Source organism: Listeria sp. MAN/IMW/UF555, from assembly GCF_058684075.1.
Window position 1 is genome coordinate 327,525 of sequence record NZ_JBZWZS010000003.1, and the last position, 18,521, is coordinate 346,045.

The 18,521-nt window shown below is 39.1% G+C and carries 21 protein-coding genes and 1 other annotated feature; of the genes, 15 read left to right on the top strand and 6 right to left on the bottom strand.

What is annotated here, in order from left to right; translation table 11 throughout:
• Nucleotides 1-149 precede the first annotated feature (149 nt).
• Both pabB and AC4PG8_RS11350 read right to left on the bottom strand, forming a co-directional pair.
• Nucleotides 150-1,856: an aminodeoxychorismate synthase component I gene (gene pabB / locus AC4PG8_RS11345; protein WP_492170380.1), complete on the bottom strand. Its 1,707-nt coding sequence runs from the start codon at nucleotides 1,854-1,856 to the stop codon at nucleotides 150-152.
• Nucleotides 1,853-2,425 carry an anthranilate synthase component II gene (locus AC4PG8_RS11350; protein ID WP_492170381.1) on the bottom strand — a complete coding sequence of 191 codons (573 nt, stop codon included), beginning with the start codon at nucleotides 2,423-2,425 and terminating at the stop codon, nucleotides 1,853-1,855. The genes pabB and AC4PG8_RS11350 overlap by 4 nt, the downstream gene beginning before the upstream one ends.
• A 130-nt stretch (nucleotides 2,426-2,555) precedes the next feature.
• Between AC4PG8_RS11350 and AC4PG8_RS11355 the strand changes: the two genes are divergently transcribed.
• The 3 genes from AC4PG8_RS11355 to AC4PG8_RS11365 all read left to right on the top strand — a co-directional run bounded on the left by AC4PG8_RS11355 (nucleotide 2,556) and on the right by AC4PG8_RS11365 (nucleotide 4,864).
• Nucleotides 2,556-2,975 (top strand): pyridoxamine 5'-phosphate oxidase family protein, encoded by a 420-nt coding sequence (locus AC4PG8_RS11355; RefSeq protein ID WP_003772827.1) that lies wholly within the window; start codon nucleotides 2,556-2,558, stop codon nucleotides 2,973-2,975.
• 52 nt (nucleotides 2,976-3,027) lie between these two features.
• Nucleotides 3,028-3,249 (top strand) — a binding site (T-box leader).
• Between the two features lie 60 nt (nucleotides 3,250-3,309).
• Nucleotides 3,310-4,593: a serine--tRNA ligase gene (gene serS / locus AC4PG8_RS11360; protein ID WP_033533779.1), complete on the top strand. Its 1,284-nt coding sequence runs from the start codon at nucleotides 3,310-3,312 to the stop codon at nucleotides 4,591-4,593.
• A gap of 19 nt (nucleotides 4,594-4,612) precedes the next feature.
• On the top strand, nucleotides 4,613-4,864 hold the full coding sequence (locus AC4PG8_RS11365; protein WP_492170382.1) for a TfoX/Sxy family protein: 252 nt from the start codon (nucleotides 4,613-4,615) through the stop codon (nucleotides 4,862-4,864).
• Nucleotides 4,865-4,916: 52 nt separating this feature from the next.
• Here AC4PG8_RS11365 and AC4PG8_RS11370 read toward each other — a convergent pair whose 3' ends face one another.
• Nucleotides 4,917-6,644 carry an ABC transporter ATP-binding protein gene (locus AC4PG8_RS11370; protein WP_003772831.1) on the bottom strand — a complete coding sequence of 576 codons (1,728 nt, stop codon included), beginning with the start codon at nucleotides 6,642-6,644 and terminating at the stop codon, nucleotides 4,917-4,919.
• 330 nt (nucleotides 6,645-6,974) lie between these two features.
• On the opposite strand from AC4PG8_RS11370, the gene AC4PG8_RS11375 reads away from it, so the two are divergent.
• The 10 genes from AC4PG8_RS11375 (at nucleotide 6,975) to AC4PG8_RS11420 (ending at nucleotide 14,658) form a co-directional block, all read left to right on the top strand.
• Nucleotides 6,975-7,664, top strand: a complete 690-nt coding sequence (locus AC4PG8_RS11375) for a Crp/Fnr family transcriptional regulator (RefSeq protein WP_003764343.1) — start codon at nucleotides 6,975-6,977, stop codon at nucleotides 7,662-7,664.
• Nucleotides 7,665-7,808: 144 nt separating this feature from the next.
• Nucleotides 7,809-8,453, top strand: a complete 645-nt coding sequence (gene fsa, locus AC4PG8_RS11380) for a fructose-6-phosphate aldolase (protein WP_003768664.1) — start codon at nucleotides 7,809-7,811, stop codon at nucleotides 8,451-8,453.
• A gap of 18 nt (nucleotides 8,454-8,471) precedes the next feature.
• Entirely contained in the window at nucleotides 8,472-8,843 is a 372-nt protein-coding gene (locus AC4PG8_RS11385; protein ID WP_492170383.1) for an SH3 domain-containing protein, read from the top strand.
• Between the two features lie 92 nt (nucleotides 8,844-8,935).
• Nucleotides 8,936-10,144 (top strand): multidrug efflux MFS transporter Lde, encoded by a 1,209-nt coding sequence (lde, locus tag AC4PG8_RS11390; RefSeq protein ID WP_003772833.1) that lies wholly within the window; start codon nucleotides 8,936-8,938, stop codon nucleotides 10,142-10,144.
• Nucleotides 10,134-10,424, top strand: coding sequence for a helix-hairpin-helix domain-containing protein (locus tag AC4PG8_RS11395; protein WP_003772834.1), 291 nt, complete (start codon nucleotides 10,134-10,136; stop codon nucleotides 10,422-10,424). The genes lde and AC4PG8_RS11395 overlap by 11 nt, the downstream gene beginning before the upstream one ends.
• Nucleotides 10,417-11,106 (top strand): NAD-dependent protein deacylase, encoded by a 690-nt coding sequence (locus AC4PG8_RS11400; protein WP_003772836.1) that lies wholly within the window; start codon nucleotides 10,417-10,419, stop codon nucleotides 11,104-11,106. Before AC4PG8_RS11395 ends, AC4PG8_RS11400 begins: the two co-directional genes overlap by 8 nt.
• Before the next feature lie 92 nt (nucleotides 11,107-11,198).
• Nucleotides 11,199-12,533, top strand: a complete 1,335-nt coding sequence (locus AC4PG8_RS11405) for a hemolysin family protein (protein WP_492170384.1) — start codon at nucleotides 11,199-11,201, stop codon at nucleotides 12,531-12,533.
• 67 nt (nucleotides 12,534-12,600) lie between these two features.
• Complete coding sequence (locus AC4PG8_RS11410; RefSeq protein WP_003764330.1) at nucleotides 12,601-13,557, top strand: LacI family DNA-binding transcriptional regulator; 957 nt, start codon at nucleotides 12,601-12,603, stop codon at nucleotides 13,555-13,557.
• A 107-nt stretch (nucleotides 13,558-13,664) separates the two neighbouring features.
• The gene (locus AC4PG8_RS11415; RefSeq protein WP_003764329.1) at nucleotides 13,665-14,033 is read left to right on the top strand and encodes a hypothetical protein; all 369 of its coding nucleotides are present in this window, start codon (nucleotides 13,665-13,667) and stop codon (nucleotides 14,031-14,033) included.
• A gap of 13 nt (nucleotides 14,034-14,046) precedes the next feature.
• Nucleotides 14,047-14,658 carry an HAD family hydrolase gene (locus AC4PG8_RS11420; protein WP_003727646.1) on the top strand — a complete coding sequence of 204 codons (612 nt, stop codon included), beginning with the start codon at nucleotides 14,047-14,049 and terminating at the stop codon, nucleotides 14,656-14,658.
• Between the two features lie 42 nt (nucleotides 14,659-14,700).
• On the opposite strand, the gene AC4PG8_RS11425 is transcribed toward AC4PG8_RS11420, so the two are convergent.
• The 3 genes from AC4PG8_RS11425 to AC4PG8_RS11435 form a co-directional block, all read right to left on the bottom strand.
• Complete coding sequence (locus AC4PG8_RS11425; protein WP_003764327.1) at nucleotides 14,701-15,105, bottom strand: cupin domain-containing protein; 405 nt, start codon at nucleotides 15,103-15,105, stop codon at nucleotides 14,701-14,703.
• A complete protein-coding gene (locus tag AC4PG8_RS11430; RefSeq protein WP_492170385.1) occupies nucleotides 15,105-15,560 on the bottom strand; it encodes a MerR family transcriptional regulator in 456 nt (151 codons plus the stop codon). Before AC4PG8_RS11430 ends, AC4PG8_RS11425 begins: the two co-directional genes overlap by 1 nt.
• An 84-nt stretch (nucleotides 15,561-15,644) precedes the next feature.
• Entirely contained in the window at nucleotides 15,645-16,526 is an 882-nt protein-coding gene (locus AC4PG8_RS11435) for a helix-turn-helix domain-containing protein (protein WP_492170386.1), read from the bottom strand.
• Nucleotides 16,527-16,695: 169 nt separating this feature from the next.
• On the opposite strand from AC4PG8_RS11435, the gene AC4PG8_RS11440 reads away from it, so the two are divergent.
• The gene (locus tag AC4PG8_RS11440) at nucleotides 16,696-17,145 is read left to right on the top strand and encodes a MarR family winged helix-turn-helix transcriptional regulator (protein WP_003768632.1); all 450 of its coding nucleotides are present in this window, start codon (nucleotides 16,696-16,698) and stop codon (nucleotides 17,143-17,145) included.
• Complete coding sequence (locus tag AC4PG8_RS11445) at nucleotides 17,142-18,494, top strand: MATE family efflux transporter (protein ID WP_003728607.1); 1,353 nt, start codon at nucleotides 17,142-17,144, stop codon at nucleotides 18,492-18,494. Before AC4PG8_RS11440 ends, AC4PG8_RS11445 begins: the two co-directional genes overlap by 4 nt.
• Nucleotides 18,495-18,521: the final 27 nt, after the last annotated feature.

Consider the following 18,521-nt stretch of genomic DNA (forward strand, 5'->3'; position numbering starts at 1 on the left):
TTGGAAAACGGAAATAAAGACGTGCGAACACATATTCTAATATAGTTTGTGAAAATTTGCAAGTAATTTTTTCACTAATTCTAAATATGGCGAAAATATGGCAAATATACTGTCGAAAATCACTTTTTAATTGTGAAAAAACCTGTTGATTATTGTTTGATTTCTACTTCTACAAATCCTCTTACACTATTTATTAACCACACAAAGTCAGCCTCGAAAAGGTCTTTTTTCATTAGTGTTTTTTCGGAAATTTTGTTTTTTGCTAATAAATCTGCTCTCATGGTACCTGGGAGAAGACCTGAACTCACTGGTGGTGTGAAAAAACAGCCTTTTATGCCTAGAACTATATTCCCGGTAGTAAATTCTGTTAGCTCGCCTCGCTCATTCCAAAGCAATGTCTCCTCGGTTTCAGTGCTTTTCATGTCTTCATAAACAGATCTATTAGTGGTTTTATGATAAAGGAATAAATCATCAGTTGAGACGGGACTTTTTGCCAGTTGCGCGGTTATTTGCTGATTTTGCGTACTTATTTCGGTTAGTTCTAAAAGGTGCGTGCCATTTGGATGGAGTAAAAATCTTAATTTATATGTTCCAGCTGGATTGTTTCGCGCTGTTTCCCGCCATAGTTCCACAATTTTTTCACCATTAAAAGGAAAACCGAAAAAATTTGCGCTTGTTTGAAGCCGTTTTAGATGAAAGTCTATCCGGGAAAGCGCTCCGTTTTCAAGGCGTAAACATTCAATTAAAGAAAACTTGGTTGCTTTTTCTAAAATGGCTGATTTTGCATGAATCTCGGAAAATTCACTTTCGGCATCAGAATCCCAAACAATACCGCCACCAACACCATAAGTTGCTTTATTATCTGCAATGGAAATCGTTCGGATTGGCACATTAAAAATCGCATTTCCATTAGGTTCTAGGAATCCAATCGCGCCGCAGTATACGCCTCGAGGTGAATCTTCTAGCTCTGAAATAATTTCCATTGTCCGGGCTTTTGGGGCGCCAGTTATTGAACCACAAGGGAAAAGCGCCTCGAAAACTGCGGTTAAACTAGTATCCGGAGATGTTTCTGCGGTAACAGTAGACGTCATTTGCCACACTGTTGGGTAAGGTTCTAAAGTCATTAATTTAGGCACTTTTACGCTACCGGGCACTGCAATCATCCCAAGGTCATTTCGTAGTAAATCAACAATCATCACATTTTCGGCACGATTTTTAGGATCATTTTTTAACCAATCATGTGCTTCTAAGTCAGCTTGTTCCGTACTTCCGCGGCGAATGGTGCCTTTCATTGGACGTGTCGTCAAGATGTTTTCCTTCCATTTAAAAAATAGCTCGGGTGAAGCTGAGATAATTTGAAATTCATCCGTTTCAAGTAGCGCTGTATAGTTTGCTTTTCCAACTTGTTGCAGCGATTCAAAAGTGGCTTGGGCAGAAAACTCACTTGGTACATCACTTTGAAGCCGAACAGTGTAGTTGATTTGGTACGTGTTTCCAGCAGCAATTTCCGCTTTAATCTGTGCTATTTTTTCCGCATAATTCGGGTAATCCGTATCCATTTTAAAAGAAAGTGGTGCAGTGTCTGAGTTTTCGGTAGGTGCAGTCGTGAAGTTATCGTATACACCAAACCAGATAAGTGGCATGTTCTCGGCAGGTTGTTTGGTTTTTAAATTGCTACGAAAAGCAGGAGCGGCCTCATAACTAACAAAACCAGCAACGTATTTTCCTGATTTTTGGGCTTCTTCGGCCGCTTTCATTATAGGAAGTACTTCCGATAAATCGCGTGCCACCAGTTCGCGAATTGGCTTTTCAAAAATCTTTACCGAACCTTCAAAATCAAAACGTAATAAACTCATTTGGCAGCTCTCCCCAGTCGTACAAAGTTTTCTAAAATTGCGTGTCCGTTTTCAGATAGGATTGCTTCAGGATGAAATTGGACACTGTAAATCGCTTTTGTTAGATGCTCTAACCCCATTAAAACTCCATCATCTGTTACAGCGGTCACTTTCAAATCAGCTGGCACAGTATTTGGGTCAATGACTAAAGAATGGTAGCGGGCAACTGAGAATCTCGAAACAAGTCCGGCAAATAATCCTTCACCGTGATGCGAGATAATACTAGTTTTTCCGTGAACAGGAAGGTCCGCCTGAACCACTTTTGCCCCGAAAAAATGACCAATCATTTGATGGCCAAGGCAAATTCCGAGAATGGGAACGTGAATTTTGTCTAGTAGAGCTAAACTTTCTGGAAAATCATCTGGAGAACCAGGTCCGGGTGAAAGAATAACCATTTCAGGCGCTAATTGGTCGAATGCTTGAAGCGAAAAATCTCTAGCAGAAACTACCCGCACATCTTCCTTAAGCTCTAAAAAATATTGGAATAAATTATATGTAAATGAGTCATTATGATCGATTAATAAAATCACTTCAAATCCCCCTAGTCAAAACGGTTATACTCTTTTATAGCAAATAGCTACGGAGATAACAAGCCTGAAATGTTTGAAGCCTGAAAACAAGTGGAAATGTACACTAAATAACCAAAGGAAGGTGTTTTAGATGGAAAATGAACTAGAAGATAAAATTCTCGCCATTTTAGAACAACATCAAGTTGGGGTATTAACCTCTGTACAAGGCGATTTTCCGCACGCTAGATATATGACGTTTCTTCATGATGGCTTAACACTTTATACACCATCTGGAAAAGAACTACCGAAAACAGAGGAAGTCCGTAGAAACCCGCACGTATGCGTTTTAATTGGCTATGATAGCCCCGGATCTGCGTTTTTAGAAATTAATGGTTTAGCATCACTGGAAGAAGATGAATCTATCAAAGAACGCATCTGGGAAAATATCTCTAAAGACTGGTTTCAAGGCGAAGATTCACCATCCTTTGTCGTTATAAAAATTGTTCCGGAACAAATTAGAATACTGAATTCTGATGATGACGGTCCAGACACGCTCGATTTAATTGGTTAAAGATTTGCTTGTAATTTAAGCAGATATGCGATAGAATAACTTTAAATTAATACGAAAAGCGAAGACAAGAAGTAGTAATAAGGTAGAATTTCTAAAGAGAGCCAGTGGTTGGTGCGAACTGGTGAAGTTTCCTTATGAATCCATCTTGGAGTGAGTGGTGGAAAGCATAGTTTTGCGAGTAAATCATTCCGGCTGGGTCCGTTAAACCTAAATGAAGCTGGGGATTTTTTTAGTCCCAATAAGGGTGGCAACGCGGTTAACTCTCGTCCCTTTCCTGTTAATTCGGGAAAGTACGGGAGTTTTTTATATGGAAAAAAATAAAGGAGGAGTTAGCATGTTAGATGTTAAGTTGTTACGTAATAATTTTGAAGAAGTAAAGCAGAAGTTGCAAAATCGTGGGGAAGACTTAGGTGAATTTGAGAAATTTGGCGAGTTAGACAAACGTCGTCGTACTCTGATTGTGGAAACAGAAGCGCTAAAAAGCCAGCGTAATGAAGTATCTCAAGAAATCGCTAAATTAAAACGCGAAAAACAAGATGCTGATGCTAAAATTGAAGAAATGCGTGTCGTTGGTGACCGTATTAAAACATTAGACATCGAATTAAGAGAAATTGACGAGAAGTTAGATACGATTTTAATGTCGATTCCAAATATTCCGCATGAGTCTACTCCGGTCGGTGAATCGGAAGACGATAACGTAGAAATCCGCAAATGGGGTGAAGTTCGCGAATTTGATTTTGAACCAAAAGCTCATTGGGATTTAGGAACTGACCTAGACATTCTTGATTTCGAAAATGCTGCAAAAGTAACTGGCAGCCGCTTCGTTTTTTATAAAAAATTAGGTGCAAGACTGGAACGAGCGCTAATTAACTTTATGATGGACTTGCATTCGAATGAACACGGCTATGAAGAAATGCTTCCACCGTACATGGTAAACCGCGCGAGCATGACAGGTACTGGACAATTGCCGAAGTTTGAAGAAGATGCTTTCCTAATAGAAGCAGAAGACTATTTCCTTATTCCAACAGCGGAAGTACCAGTAACAAATTACCACCGCGAAGATATTTTAAAAGCAGAAGATTTACCAAGAAAATATACAGCATTTAGCGCATGTTTCCGTTCTGAAGCGGGATCTGCGGGTCGTGATACGCGTGGCTTAATTCGCCAACATCAATTTAACAAAGTGGAATTAGTTCAATTTGTTAAACCGGAAGATTCCTACGCGGCGCTTGAAAAATTAACTGGAAACGCAGAAGAAGTATTACGTCGCCTAGAATTACCATATCGCGTACTAAGCATGTGTACTGCTGACTTAGGCTTCACTGCTGCTAAAAAATATGATTTAGAAGTATGGATTCCAAGCTATGATTCTTACCGTGAGATTTCTTCTTGCAGTAACTTTGAAAGCTTCCAAGCAAGACGGGCCAATATTCGTTTCCGCCGTGAACCAGGAAGCAAACCAGAATACGTGCACACATTAAATGGTTCCGGGTTAGCGCTAGGTCGTACAGTCGCTGCTATTTTGGAAAATTACCAAGAGGAAGATGGCTCTGTACGCATTCCGAAAGTACTACAAGGTTATATGGGCGGTATCGAAAAAATCGAATTACCAAAATAAAAAGGAAGAAGGAACTGTAATGGCGAACCTTAGCGAATTACCAAACATTGGCAAAGTACTGGAGCAAGACTTAATAAAAGCTGGGATAAAAACTCCAGCTGAGCTAAAAAATGTTGGAAGCAAAGAAGCCTTTTTACGTATTTGGGAAAATGATTCAAGTGTTTGTTTAAGTGAACTATGTGCGCTTGAAGGAGCCGTACAAGGCATCAGGTGGCATGATTTAGACGAAGCAAAGAAATTTGAACTCAAAAAGTTTCATCAATCCTTATAAAAAAACGACGATGCATATTCGCATCGTCGTTTTTTTATTTCCCGGGAAATAGTTATTTTAATTGTTGTTCCGCAAAAGAGGCGTAGAGCGGATGAGAAGCCACTAATTCGCTATGTGTGCCCCGACCAGTTATTTCCCCGTGTTCAATAAAGAGAATTTGATCGGCATTAACAATAGTGGAAAGGCGGTGAGCGATAACAAAAGTAGTGCGCCCCTCCATCAAGTTCGCTAAAGCTTGTTGAACTATTTGTTCGGATTGGCTATCTAAGCTTGCTGTTGCTTCGTCTAACATGAGAATATTCGGGTTGCGTAAGAAAGCTCGTGCAATTGCAATTCGCTGTCTTTGGCCTCCAGAGAGCTTCACTCCACGTTCGCCGACTTCGGTTGCCATTTTGTCAGGAAGTTCAGAAATAAAGCCGTCTGCATAAGCCAGTTTTGCTACATTCCAAAGCTCTTCTTCGTTAATTTCTCGATCCAGTCCGTAACAAAGATTGTCGCGAATGGTGCCTGAAAGCATAGCACTTTCCTGTGAAACGTAACCAATTTGTGAGCGCCATGAGTTAATAGAAATCTCAGAAAGAGGAATATCACCCACTAAAATTTCTCCCGTTTTCGGTTGATAGAAACGCTCTAAAATCGCAAACAAGGTAGATTTACCGCCACCACTTGGACCAGCGAATGCGATAACTTCCCCTGGTTTTGTATCAAAAGAAACATCTTTTAAAATCGGTTCACCTTCATTGTAAGAGAAGGAAATATCCGTGGCGCGAATCGTTTTTCCGCTCACATCCACTTTTTTACCAGCATCGAAATCTTCTTCTGCTTCATTTAAAATATCTGCAATGCGTTCTGTCGCTCCCTTTGCTTTTTGAAGTTGCGCGAAGAACGTAGCAAAAGAGGTTACTGGGACGATAATTTGGAATAGATATAGCAAGAATGCGATTAATGTACCAGTAGTCATAGTTCCAGCTGAAACACGAATTCCGCCGTAACCGATGATACCAACAATAACTCCCATTACAACAAAGAAAATTAAAGGTCCAAGTACAGCAACAACTTTCGCCTCACGAATACCGAATCCGAATAGACGATTGATTCCTTTATGACCAGCTTCCGTTTCACGTGTTTCCGCGTTAGATGCCTTTACGAGCCTCGCTTCAGAAAGGGTTTGACTAATAGAACCAGTGAAGTCCGCTGTTTCATTTTGAAGACCTTTAGAGATTTTAAACATTTTCTGACCAAGCGGCGCAACGACTAGCGCTGTAATCGGAACAGCTATTAAGATAATTAGTGTCATTTTCCAGTCCATAAAGAATAGGATAATAATCGCACCAACCACAGAAATAATCCCTGTTACAAATTGCGGTAAATGATCTGCAATTAGTTCCTTGACTACGACTGTATCGTTCACCATGCGGCTCACCATTTCACCCGTTTTTGTATTATCAAAATAGGAAACTGGCAAGTGCACGATTTTTCGCCATAAACGTTCGCGGATGGTAGCTACAACTTTCTGCCCCATATAGTTAAGCAAGAAAATCGAGAAACCGTTTGTTATAGCTTGCAAAATAAATGCAAGAACAATCAAAGCCACCATTTTTACATCTAACGAAGCTATCGAAAAGCCATCAATTAAGTTTTTTGTAAAAAGTGGGACTACAAGGCCAGCAACAGTAGTTACGACACTGGCGATTAAAGCGCAGAATATTATCCAATTTGCAGGTTTTGCACTAATAATTAACTGGAAAAAATTCCGCCAACTATATTTTTTCTGATCCATTTATTTCACCCTTCCTAATTTTCCCATCCATATAATGCTTACTTTTTAAGTATAATCAATTTACCAAATAATAAACCAGTCTAAAGTGGTAGTTATGGAATTATTTTCTCGATTTGAATATTTAAAGAAAAGTAACAAAAAATTCGAATTTATGTCAAAAGCTCACATTTATAAGTGATAAAAATTAAGAATTATAATAAACAATGTAATATAGTTATCTTAAATTGAGTTTTCAGCATTTTTTGAAAGCCTATGAATGAGATTTCCAATATAGTGTTTATGATATAATTACGAGTAGTTTTTTCAATATTATATAGCAAAGGAGAGAGTATGCTATTCTTAAAAGAGCTTGAATCCAATCTAACGGTTAGCAAATTAATGGAGCTGTGCTTTGAACATCCAAATTACAAAGACTACTGCTCGGTTATCAGCACGAAGAAGGGTGAGGTTCTAGAAAGTTTAAGTCCGACTGGGACAAAAGTATATTTTGTTCTAAGTGGCATATACGGGATGATTGTAGAAAAAGATGCAGAATTGGAAGAAGAAAACTGTAAAGAATGCATTGTTCGTTTCTTGCAAAAAGGAGATAGTTTTGGACTTTACCATTTGTTTTATGATGAATGGAGCCCGCATGTTTCGATGCAAAGTCTAGGTCATGGAGAGGTTATGGAAGTAGATAGTAATTTCTTGTTTTCCGTGTTTGATAAGGAAGATGAGAACAACTTTTTCATGATTAAAGTAATGGCAGAAGAACTACGGGAAGCACATACTTTTGCAAAACTAAGCTTTTTAAAGAAAGAAGAACGAATTCGCAAAGCCATTCTAAAATGCGCTCAAACTCTAGGAACGTTTTCTGATAACGGGATATTGCTACCAAAAGAAGTCACGCAAGAAGTTCTTGCAAGATACACCAATACATCACGTGAATATGTGGCTCACACAGTCATGCATTTAATTAAAGAGGATATAATTAGAAATAGACCTAAACCTCTACTAGTGATGGACAAAACTCGTTTATAACTTTGTTTCACGTGAAACTTTTTTAGAATGCTTCAGTTGCATTCTTTTTTTTGTGGAAAAAAGCACTTCGAAAGCATTATTTTATCTTTTGCGTTATAATGGCTCTGTAATTGAAAGCGCTTGATAGAAAAGGAGGATGTTTCAATGAGATTTTTTATCGATACAGCGAACGTAGAAGAGATTAAAAAGGCGAATAGAATGGGGTTTATTGCTGGTGTTACAACGAACCCATCACTAGTTGCCAAAGAAGGCCGCGATTTTAATGAGGTTATTCAAGAAATTACATCCATTGTTGACGGACCGATTAGCGGCGAAGTAGTAAGTTTGAAAGCGGAAGAGATGATTGAGGAAGGCCGAGTTATTGCTAAAATCCATCCAAATATGGTTGTTAAAATACCTATGACAGGTGAAGGTTTGGCAGCAGTAAAAGTTTTGACGGAAGAAGGGATTAAAACTAATGTCACGCTAGTCTTTTCTGCTACACAAGCATTACTGGCAGCGCGGGCAGGAGCGACATACGTATCCCCGTTTTTAGGCCGTTTAGATGATATTGGTGACGACGGACTGGTGCTCATTCGTGATATAGCAGAAATTTTTGAAACACATGGTATCCCGACAGAGATTATTTCAGCAAGCGTGCGCCATCCGATTCATGTCATTGAATGTGCCAAGGCAGGAGCAGATATTGCTACAGTGCCTTATAAAGTATTTGAACAAATGTTAAAACATCCTTTGACCGACAGCGGAATTGATAAATTTCTTGCAGATTGGGAAGCGGCTAAAAAATAACGAGGAAGGTTTCTAACTATGAATCAAACATTTATCGTAAAAAAAGAACACATTAGCAAGTATCCAAATCCACTTTTTGTTAATAAAAATGAGTCTATTTGGGTGTTTGATGAAGATACAGAATACCCTGGCTGGATTTTTTGCAAAGTGAAGTCATCGGATAAAGAAGGCTGGGTACCAAAACAAATCATTCAGTTAGGTACTGATGGAAAGAGTGGGACCGTGACAGAAGATTATTCAGCACGCGAATTAAATGTAAAACCTGGGGATAAATTAGAAAGCAATCGAGAGCTTAATGGCTGGGTTTGGTGCGTAACGGAAGATAATGAAGCTGGCTGGGTACCACGAGAAAATCTTGAATCAAAAATTGTTTCACGTGGAACATTTTAAGTAAATATAGCAAAAAAGCGAAGGGTTTAGTTTTACTTTCGCTTTTTTTGTGGAATAATTAAGGATAACGATAGAAGAATCTAGGTGAACTTATGGAAAATTGGAAGAAGAATTTGTATGTTGTTTGGGTGGGGTGTTTTCTTACCGGGACTGGATTAAATTTAATCATGCCATTTTTACCATTATATATTGAAGAACTCGGCGTACATAATCCCGACCAAGTAAGTTTATGGTCAGGTGTGGCACTGAGCTCAACATTTTTAGTATCAGCAATTATGTCGCCGGTTTGGGGCAAATTGGCGGATCAAAAAGGGCGGCGCATTATGCTTTTACGTGCTGCACTTGGAATGGCGATAGCAATGATTTTGATGGGACTTGTCAGCAATGTTTACCAATTTGTAGGTTTACGTTTATTGATGGGGATATTTTCAGGATACATTTCCACGGCTAATGCGCTAATCGCCACACAAGTTCCGCGTCACCGCAGTGGATGGGCGCTCGGTGCTTTATCAACAGCAGCAGTATCAGGCGTATTAATCGGTCCATTAATTGGTGGAGCGCTATCTGACTCATTTGGCGTTAGACCAGTGTTTTACATTACAGGCGCTCTTTTATTAGGTAGTTTTTTCCTAACACTTTTCTTTGTCAAAGAGAAATTTACACCAGTAGAAAAAAAGGAAATGCGGTCAGGAAAGGAAGTTTTCTTATCATTAAAAAATCCTGGCTTAATTATCTCGCTGTTTATTACGACAATGATGATCCAAATTGCATCCAATTCCGTGAACCCTATTTTGACTTTATATGTGCGGGATTTAGCGGGAAATGCGCAAAACATTGCCTTTATTAGTGGGATGATTGCTTCAGTACCAGGGGTTGCAGCCTTGATTGCTGCACCACGACTTGGAAGGTGGGGCGACCGAATTGGTTCAGAACGAATACTGCTAGGCGCGCTCATCGGGTCCATGTTGCTGCAAATACCAATGGCTTTCGCTCAAAATCCGATGCAACTTGGTATTTTGCGTTTCTTATTAGGTCTCACAGATGGTGCTTTACTTCCAGCAGTTCAATCACTACTAACTAAAAATACACCTCGCGAAATTTCCGGTCGAATTTTTGGTTATAATCAATCTTTTCAATATATCGGCAATGTCATCGGTCCGCTTGTTGGATCAAGCGTGGCGGCGCATTTTGGCTACGGAGATGTCTTCCTTGTAGTTGCTGGTTTTATTTTTATCAATGTACTAATCAGTTTTTATTTTAACCGAAAAATGCATAGAGAGAAGGGAAATCATGCCAACTGATCTAATAAAATTACCAGGAATAGGCAAGAAAATGGTATTAATGCTAAATGAAATTGGGATTGAAAAAGTTGCTGACTTAAGAGGAAAGAATCCGCTTGATTTATACGAAAACACTTGCGATAAACGAGGCGAAAGAATGGATCCTTGTGTGTTATATACGTATCGATGTGCGGTATATGTCGCAGAAACCGATGAAACCGAGCAACATGCAGATTTACGAAAATGGTGGAACTGGAAAGATAAACAGCATACAAATGAAAGGAATTTAAAAGATGAATAATTTGAAAGAAGCGATTAAACAAGCAGAACATATTGTTTTTCTAACGGGAGCGGGCGTTTCAGTGCCTTCAGGAATTCCGGATTATCGTTCGAAAAATGGTTTGTATGCGGGGATGAGTAGCCCTGAATATATGCTTAGCCATACGTGTCTTGTGCGGGAACCCGAGAAGTTTTATCAATTTGTCACAGAAAATATGTACTATCCAGATGCTGTCCCAAACACTATTCATCGTAAAATGGCTGAAATCGAAGCGGAGAAAAACGTCACTGTTATTACGCAAAATATTGATGGCCTTCATGAAAAAGCTGGCTCTAAGAAGGTAGTTAATTTTCATGGTAGTTTGTATCACTGCTATTGCCAAAAATGCGGAAGAAGTGTTTCAGCAAGCGACTATTTACAGTCAGACATCCATGCTGATTGTGGTGGGGTCGTTCGGCCAGATGTGGTGCTTTATGAAGAAGCAATTTCTGAAAGTGCGATAGACCAGTCACTTGCAGCTATTCGGGAAGCGGATTTAATCGTTATTGTTGGCACTTCTTTCCGCGTGAGTCCGTTTTGTAATTTAACGGATTATCGGAATAAAAAAGCGCGAATTTTTGCTGTGAATAAAGAACGAATTTCGCTTCCATATCCTTTTGAAATGATAGAAAATGATGCTGTGAAAGTTTTTGCGGAGATTTGAAACCTTGCAGTAATGGGGGTGGCGTGATAAAATTTTCTTAACCGGGAAATTGTCCGGAATATTTTGAGAAAATAAGGAGTGGAGAGTTCCATATGAACCCTGACCCCGAGAGTCAGCAGATTATCTTGCAGTTAATTCTTATTGTGGTGTTGACAATGCTCAACGCGTTCTTTGCCTCAGCAGAGATGGCCCTTGTATCACTGAACAAAAATCGGGTGAAAAACCAAGCAGAAACCGGTGACAAAAAAGCCGTAATGCTTGCTAAACTCGTAGATGATCCAAGTAAATTTTTAGCTACTATTCAAGTTGGTATTACGCTTGCTGGATTCTTCTCCAGTGCGTCAGCCGCGACTAGTATTGCGACTAGACTTGAATCGGTTTTTGGCGGAAGCAGTTTTGCGAAAGAGTTATCCATTATCGTCGTAACTATTGTGCTATCTTATATCACGTTAGTTTTCGGTGAGCTTTATCCAAAACGTTTAGCACTCCAAAAATCAGAAAAAATTGCCCGTGTTTCTGTACGACCAATTATGGCAGTTGGTGTTGTGCTTCGTCCGTTCGTAAAATTCCTATCTTTTTCAACAGATATTCTTGTGAAATTAACGAGAATGGAGAAAAATACGGATAATGAAAAAATGACGCGAGAGGAAATGCAGCTACTGATTGAAACCGGTCGACGTGACGGCATTATCGAGGTAGAAGAATTACAAATGCTTCGTGGTGTATTTGAAATGGATAATAAATATGCGCGTGAAGTAATGGTACCACGGACAGATGCGTTTATGATTGATGCCGAAACAGAATCGGAAGAACTTTGTGACGCATTATTAAGTGAGAATTTTTCAAGAGTTCCCGTCTATACAGGCGACCAGGACTCGGTGCTAGGTATTCTGCATATGAAAGATTTTTTTGCGGAAGCGAGAAAGTCAGGCTTTGAAAACATTGATGTGAAATCGATCGTTAAAAACGCGTATTTTGCCCAAGAGACGATGTTTATTGATGACTTACTTAAGAATATGCAAAGAACTAGAAATCAAATGGCAATTTTAATGGATGAATATGGTGGCGTAGCTGGTATTGTCACTGTAGAAGATTTATTAGAAGAAATTGTTGGCGAAATTGACGATGAAAATGATGTGTTTTCTGATGAAGTCAAAAAAATTGATGATAATACATTTATCGTTGAAGGCCGCATGCCACTAGATGATTTCAACAAAATGTTTCACGTGGAACTTCCAGCGCGCGGAGTTGATACTGTAGCTGGCTTTGTGCTTACTTTAACTGGGACAATTCCAGAAGAAGATGATAAAGTAGTAGTAGAATATGATACCCTTCGATTTACAGTAGAAGAAATGAATGATGCTAGACTGGTTTCGGTTCGTGTCGAAAAAGACATTCAAACAAGCGAACTCGAACAGCTGGCTTAATGATAAAAATAAAAGTGCGGTATGAGAAATCTGTCCGCGCTTTTTTCTTAGGAATGAGGTTTTTAAAATGCCAAATATTAAAGACATAGCCAAATTAGCGGGAGTTTCAGTGACGACAGTATCACGTGTGCTCAATAACCATCCGTATGTTGCGGAGGAAAAAAGAGCCCGCGTGCAAGCTGTTATTGATGAATTAGACTATTCTCCTAACCGTAGCGCCATGGACTTAGCGCGTGGTAAAACAAATACGGTTGGCGTGATTATACCTTATAATGATCATCCGTGGTTTGACAAAATTGTGAATGGTATTTTAGAAGCAGCTTTTAAAAATCGTTATTCGGTGACACTTTTCCCAACAGGATATGATCCGAAAGAAGAAGAAAAATATCTAATGCGTTTGAAAACAAAGCAAGTTGACGGGCTAATTATTACTTCGCGTGCCAATAATTGGGATGTGATTTTGCCATATCTTGCTTATGGTCCGATTATTGCATGTGAATACGTGGAGTCCAAAGATGTATCTTGTTCCTATATTGACCGAGTAAAGGCCTACCGCGCGGGATTTCAATTTTTACAAGATGAAGGTTATAAAAAAGTGGCATTCACAGCAGGACGGGCCTCGCGGGAAAGCACAAGTACATATGGGAAAATTAACGCATATGAGCAGGTTTTTGGTCCAGTTGGTGAAAATCGTTTTTTAAGTGAGTGTTACACATTAGAAGATGGTGTAAAAGCAGGAAAACACTTTTTTGCTGAAGGGAAAGACTGGCCTGATGCGATTTATGCGAATGGTGATGAGGTTGCAGCGGGTGTTATGTACCATGTGAAGGAGCTTGGGTTACGCGTGCCAGAAGACGTCGCTATTTTAGGGCAAGAAAATCTCCCAATTGGTAAGGCTCTTGAAATCACAACGCTTGATCATAACCTAAAAAAATTAGGAGAAAATGCTTTTTCGATTTTTGAACAAGGAAAATTACAACGAATTAAAGTGGAACATGAATTAATTAGAAGGAAAACGGTATAAAAGCTAGTCGCCGCCTCATTTTTAAAATATTTTTATGAAATTGCTTGACATGAAACCCATTTCATCATTTAAAACTAATATATAAGGTGATGAAGGAGGCGAATGGTATGAAATTAGATGGAGTATGCAAAATTAGTTCAGCCCTAGGAATGGAATATCAATTCGGAGAGTTTTACATCGATAGAGATTATCTTGTTTTTGACCAAAACTTCAGCTTAGGTATGAAAAAACGGCAAACTTTTCCAGTTGCGAAATTAGGACAGATTGCATTGGTTAGGGAAGAAGAGGAAATCCTGCTCACTTTTAGCTGCGATAATATCGAATTTGAAATAAATGGGAATTCTCATGCTAATTTGCGCGAATTTCGGGATTTGCTTCAAAATAAAGGCACTAATAGCTCAGATATTCAAAAAGCTGAAAATAAGAAAAAGGCGAGATACACAACTCACCATTATCACAACTTCGCTAAATCTTGAAGGAGGAAATTATATGTATAAAGCAATAATTTTTGACGTAGATGGAACGATTCTAGACACGGAGAGAGCTGTTTTGCATTCTCTTCAAGCGGTTTTAGCCGAAGAAGGATTAAGTTATGAACTAGATGAATTACGATTTGTACTTGGAATTACTGGGGCAGCTGCGGTTGAACAGTTAAATATTTTGGATCCAGAGAAAGTATTGGACAAATGGATTGAACGTGAAGCAACTTTTATTGAAGAAGTAGAGGTGTTCGAAGGTATTCATAAAGTACTGCATGCCATTCCGGAAAGCGGCGTAGTTACTTCGAAAAATGCGTTAGAAATGGAAAAAGGCTTTTATCCGTTTAATATTCAGGATCATTTTCAAGCGATTGTTTGCGCAAGTGATACCGAAAACCATAAACCTCACCCAGACCCACTGCTTAAAGGATTAGAAATTCTTGGAAGAGAGCCACATGAAGTGCTTTATGTTGGTGATTCTTCGTACGATATGAAATGTGCCCATGCGGCCGGAGCTCATTTTGGTTTAGCGCTTTGGGGTGCAAAAACAACAGATGGCTTTGAAAAAGCAGAACTTGTCTTCGAAAAACCAGAAGATATTTTAGCTTATGTAAGTAAATAAGTAAAACCCGCCAACCTTGAATGAAGGCTAGCGGGTTTTTTGTTATAAGTTATTGTAATGCTCGTCGGAAACAGGTTCTAACCAAGTAGTTCCCCCTAAATCCACATTTGTTGAAATGGCTAAGTGGACAAACCAACTATCTTTCGTAGCTCCGTGCCAATGTTTCACGTCTTTAGGAATAGTCACCACATCGCCCTCTTTAAGTAACTGAGCGGGTTTTCCTTCCTCTTGATAGTAACCCGTTCCGCCTGTTACAAGTAGGATTTGCCCGCCGTCATGTTTATGCCAGTTATTCCTGGCTCCCGGTTCAAACGTAACATTCCCAATCGGACAATTGTAAACAGTATCTTCTGGGACAAGCATTTTTAAATAAGCATTTCCAATAAAGTAGTCATTTGTAATCAACTCACCTTTATCAAAAATAACGCTGTTTTCTAGTGTACTCATTATAAATTACCCCTTTCGACATTAAAATCTTTTAGTTCTTTTTGAGCCGGAATGAGGTGGGTATCGTAATTATCTATTTTGAAGTCAAGTCTATCAAGCGCTTCTTGCATAACATCAATGCGATTTTTCAACTCCATGCGTTGTTCTTTCAGCAATTCGGCGCGAGCTTCCAGCGTGTGTTCGCCTTCTCGGAAAAGTGCCAAGTAATCAATTAATGCTTCAATAGTTAAACCAGCGCGGCGCATTTGACGACTAAACAAAATCCAGCGTATGTCTTCTGCGCCAAATTTACGAATCCCATTTTCATTACGATATATAGGTGGAATTAAACCAATGCGTTCATAGTAGCGAATTGTATCAGCAGAAACACCACTTTTTTCACTCGCTTCTTTGATATTCATTGTTAAGTCTTCCGAAGCATCCACCACATAAAAGCTAATTTTATTTTTGGTCATAGCTATTCTCCTTTACTGATTTTCTATAATGATTGTATTCCTTGGAGTTCACTTTAAGTCAAGCGAAAAAGCAACCATGATCATTTATTCATGATTGCTACTATTTGTTTGAAGTGTAGATAGATAAGCTAAGAGCAACCCATCCATTTTGCGGAGTGATAAGTTTGTTTGTTCATAGAATTTGTCCAAACGATATTGAATTGTATTCCGGTGCATAAAAAGTTCTTTGGCAGTAAGACTGATGTTTCCTTGGTTTTTAAATAACGTATGAATTAAAGGAATCCAAGTATCATCTTGGTGGAAAAGGTTGTTGAGTTCACTCGTAATTAAACTTTCTTTCATTCTTAGCGCGATGACTTTTAAACTTTCGGAAGCGACGGTTTGGACAACTTCACGATTATTATGGTCAAAAATGGTACGTTCCTCTGCAAATAAGCCACGTAATTTAGCATTTAACGGGTGGAAGAGCCCCATAAAGAAAGTAGATTGAATATAAAAATCATTTTCAAGGGTACCGGCAACGGCAATAAGTTCTTCTTCCCCGAGGAGTGAACCGGTGGACTTTTCAATAATCACACCATAACTCGCCGAAAATATAATTAGTTCAGCATCCGGACTAAAGAAACTGAGTAGCGCTTTTTGCCATTCTTGCAACATGCTTTTGGTAGTAGTAGTTTTAATATGAAACTGTGTTATCCGGTAAGTTTCTTTTTCATTCGTAATCGTGACGGCTTCATTTCCAAATAATAAATCGAACCAAAACTGAGTAGATTCTTTTGTAAATGTGGGTAAAGGTTCAGGAAATAACGTATGTAGTAACGCCGCTTCTTCTTCTGAAAGGTCACTTTTGGGGATAGTAAAATAATACGGTTCCTCGAAAAAAGAAAACGTATCTGTAGTTGATTTTATTGGATTTTTTGAAACGACTATATTGGGATATCTATTTTTTAATATTTTAATCTGCACAGTGGATAGCACCCCTTCTCTACTCTTTATTTTTACAAAAGAAAGATAGGAAGTCAAATTATTGCCCGGGAAATAAAAAGGTTGCGCAGTCAACCAAATTACTGCTATACTATAATGGTTGACGCCGCAACTAATTATGTGGTGGATTTTTTTATGAGGAGTCGGATAAATGGCAGATAGACACGAAAGTTTAGCGAAAGCCATCGCAATTATTCATCGTTCGGAAAGCACTTTTAAAAATAAAAAGTTACTTGAAACTGGTCTTAATATAGGTCAATTGCGGTATTTGTGGACGCTTTATAAAGAAGATGGTATTTCTCAAGAATCAATGGCAAAAAGGTTTATGGTGGATAAAGCCAGTGTGACGCGCCATATAAAGCGCCTTGAAGATCTTGGGATGATTCGCCGAGAAATGGATACAAGAGATAGACGTATTCAACGGATTTTCGTGACTGAAACAGGATTTAAAATGCGAGAATTAATTGAAGAAGTTACAGCTGAATGGTCTGCACTTTTAACGGCAGGGTTTAGCGAAGAAGAAAAAGATGACTTAATGCATTTGATAGGACGACTTTCTGATAATGCGATTATGGCAGTTGAAGGAGGAGAGGTCGAATGAAAGAACAGAGTAAACGATTAGGTGAAGATAGTATTCCATCACTCATGGCGCGTTTGTCGATTCCGGCATTTATCGGTATGTTTGTTATGGGAATGTATAATATTGTTGATACGATTTTCGTGTCATATGGCGTTGGTCCGTCAGGGGTTGCAGCACTTTCAATTGCTTTTCCCGTTCAAATGATACTGATGGCGATGGCAGCGATGTTTGGGATTGGTGGCGCGTCGATTATTTCCCGCTCGCTCGGTGCTGGGGAACAAAAACATGCGGATAAAGTATTCCATCAAGTTATTTGGTTAGTACTTATTTCCAGCATTTTTATTGCAATTGTAACCTTTATTTTTTTAGATCCGCTTATTACGCTTTTTGGAGCACCGGCAGATATTCATGATATTGCCAGTGATTTCTTATCGCTTATTTTGTTAGGCGCAGTGTTCCAAACCTTTGCGATGGCGATGAATAATATCGTTCGCTCAGAAGGTAATGCGAAAACAGCGATGTTAACCATGATTATTTCCGCTATTTTAAATATGATTTTAAACCCGATTTTCATTATGGGATTCGGTATGGGCGTTCGTGGTTCAGCGCTTGCAACCGTTATTGCGCAGGCTGTTGGCGCGATTTGGCTCTTGATTTACTTTTTATCAGGAAAAAGTACTTTATCTTTAAAAGGGTTCTCATTCCGAATGGATTTCCCACTGATTCGCCGGATTATGGCAATCGGGTTCCCGTCATTTATTATGATGTCCGCAGGGAGTATCGTAACGGTTGCGGTAAACTGGATGCTTAATATTTATGGCGGAACAATGGCGATTGCGGTTTACGGAATTGCCAACCGAATTGCTTCTTTCGTAATTATGCCGATCAATGGTGTAACACAAGGGATGCAACCAATCGTTGGCTTCAACTACGGATCGAGACAATTCGAACGTGTAATGAAAGCTGTCAAAGTATCAATGATTGCAGCAACTGTCATGTCACTAATTGCTTGGGGCTTGGTAGAAATTTTCCCAGGAATGCTCGTACGAATTTTCTCTAATGACCCAGAATTGATTGCACAAGGAACAAATGCTGTTAGATTTATGCTTCTAGCTGCGCCAACAATTGGTTTCCAAATTGTCTGCGGAGGGCTATATCAAGCGCTTGGTCGAGCACGGATTTCCTTTATCATTTCCTTAATGCGCCAAATCATCTGTTTAGTACCACTTTTACTTATTTTACCGCAGTTCTTCGGTTTAGATGGCATTTGGTATGCTTTCCCATTAGCAGATTTAGGCGCGTTCACCGTCTGTCTTGTGATTATGAGCAAAACATGGCGCCGAATTTTTAAAAATCCCGAGATAGTTTAAGGTAAAATGAATTGGGTATTTTCTAAC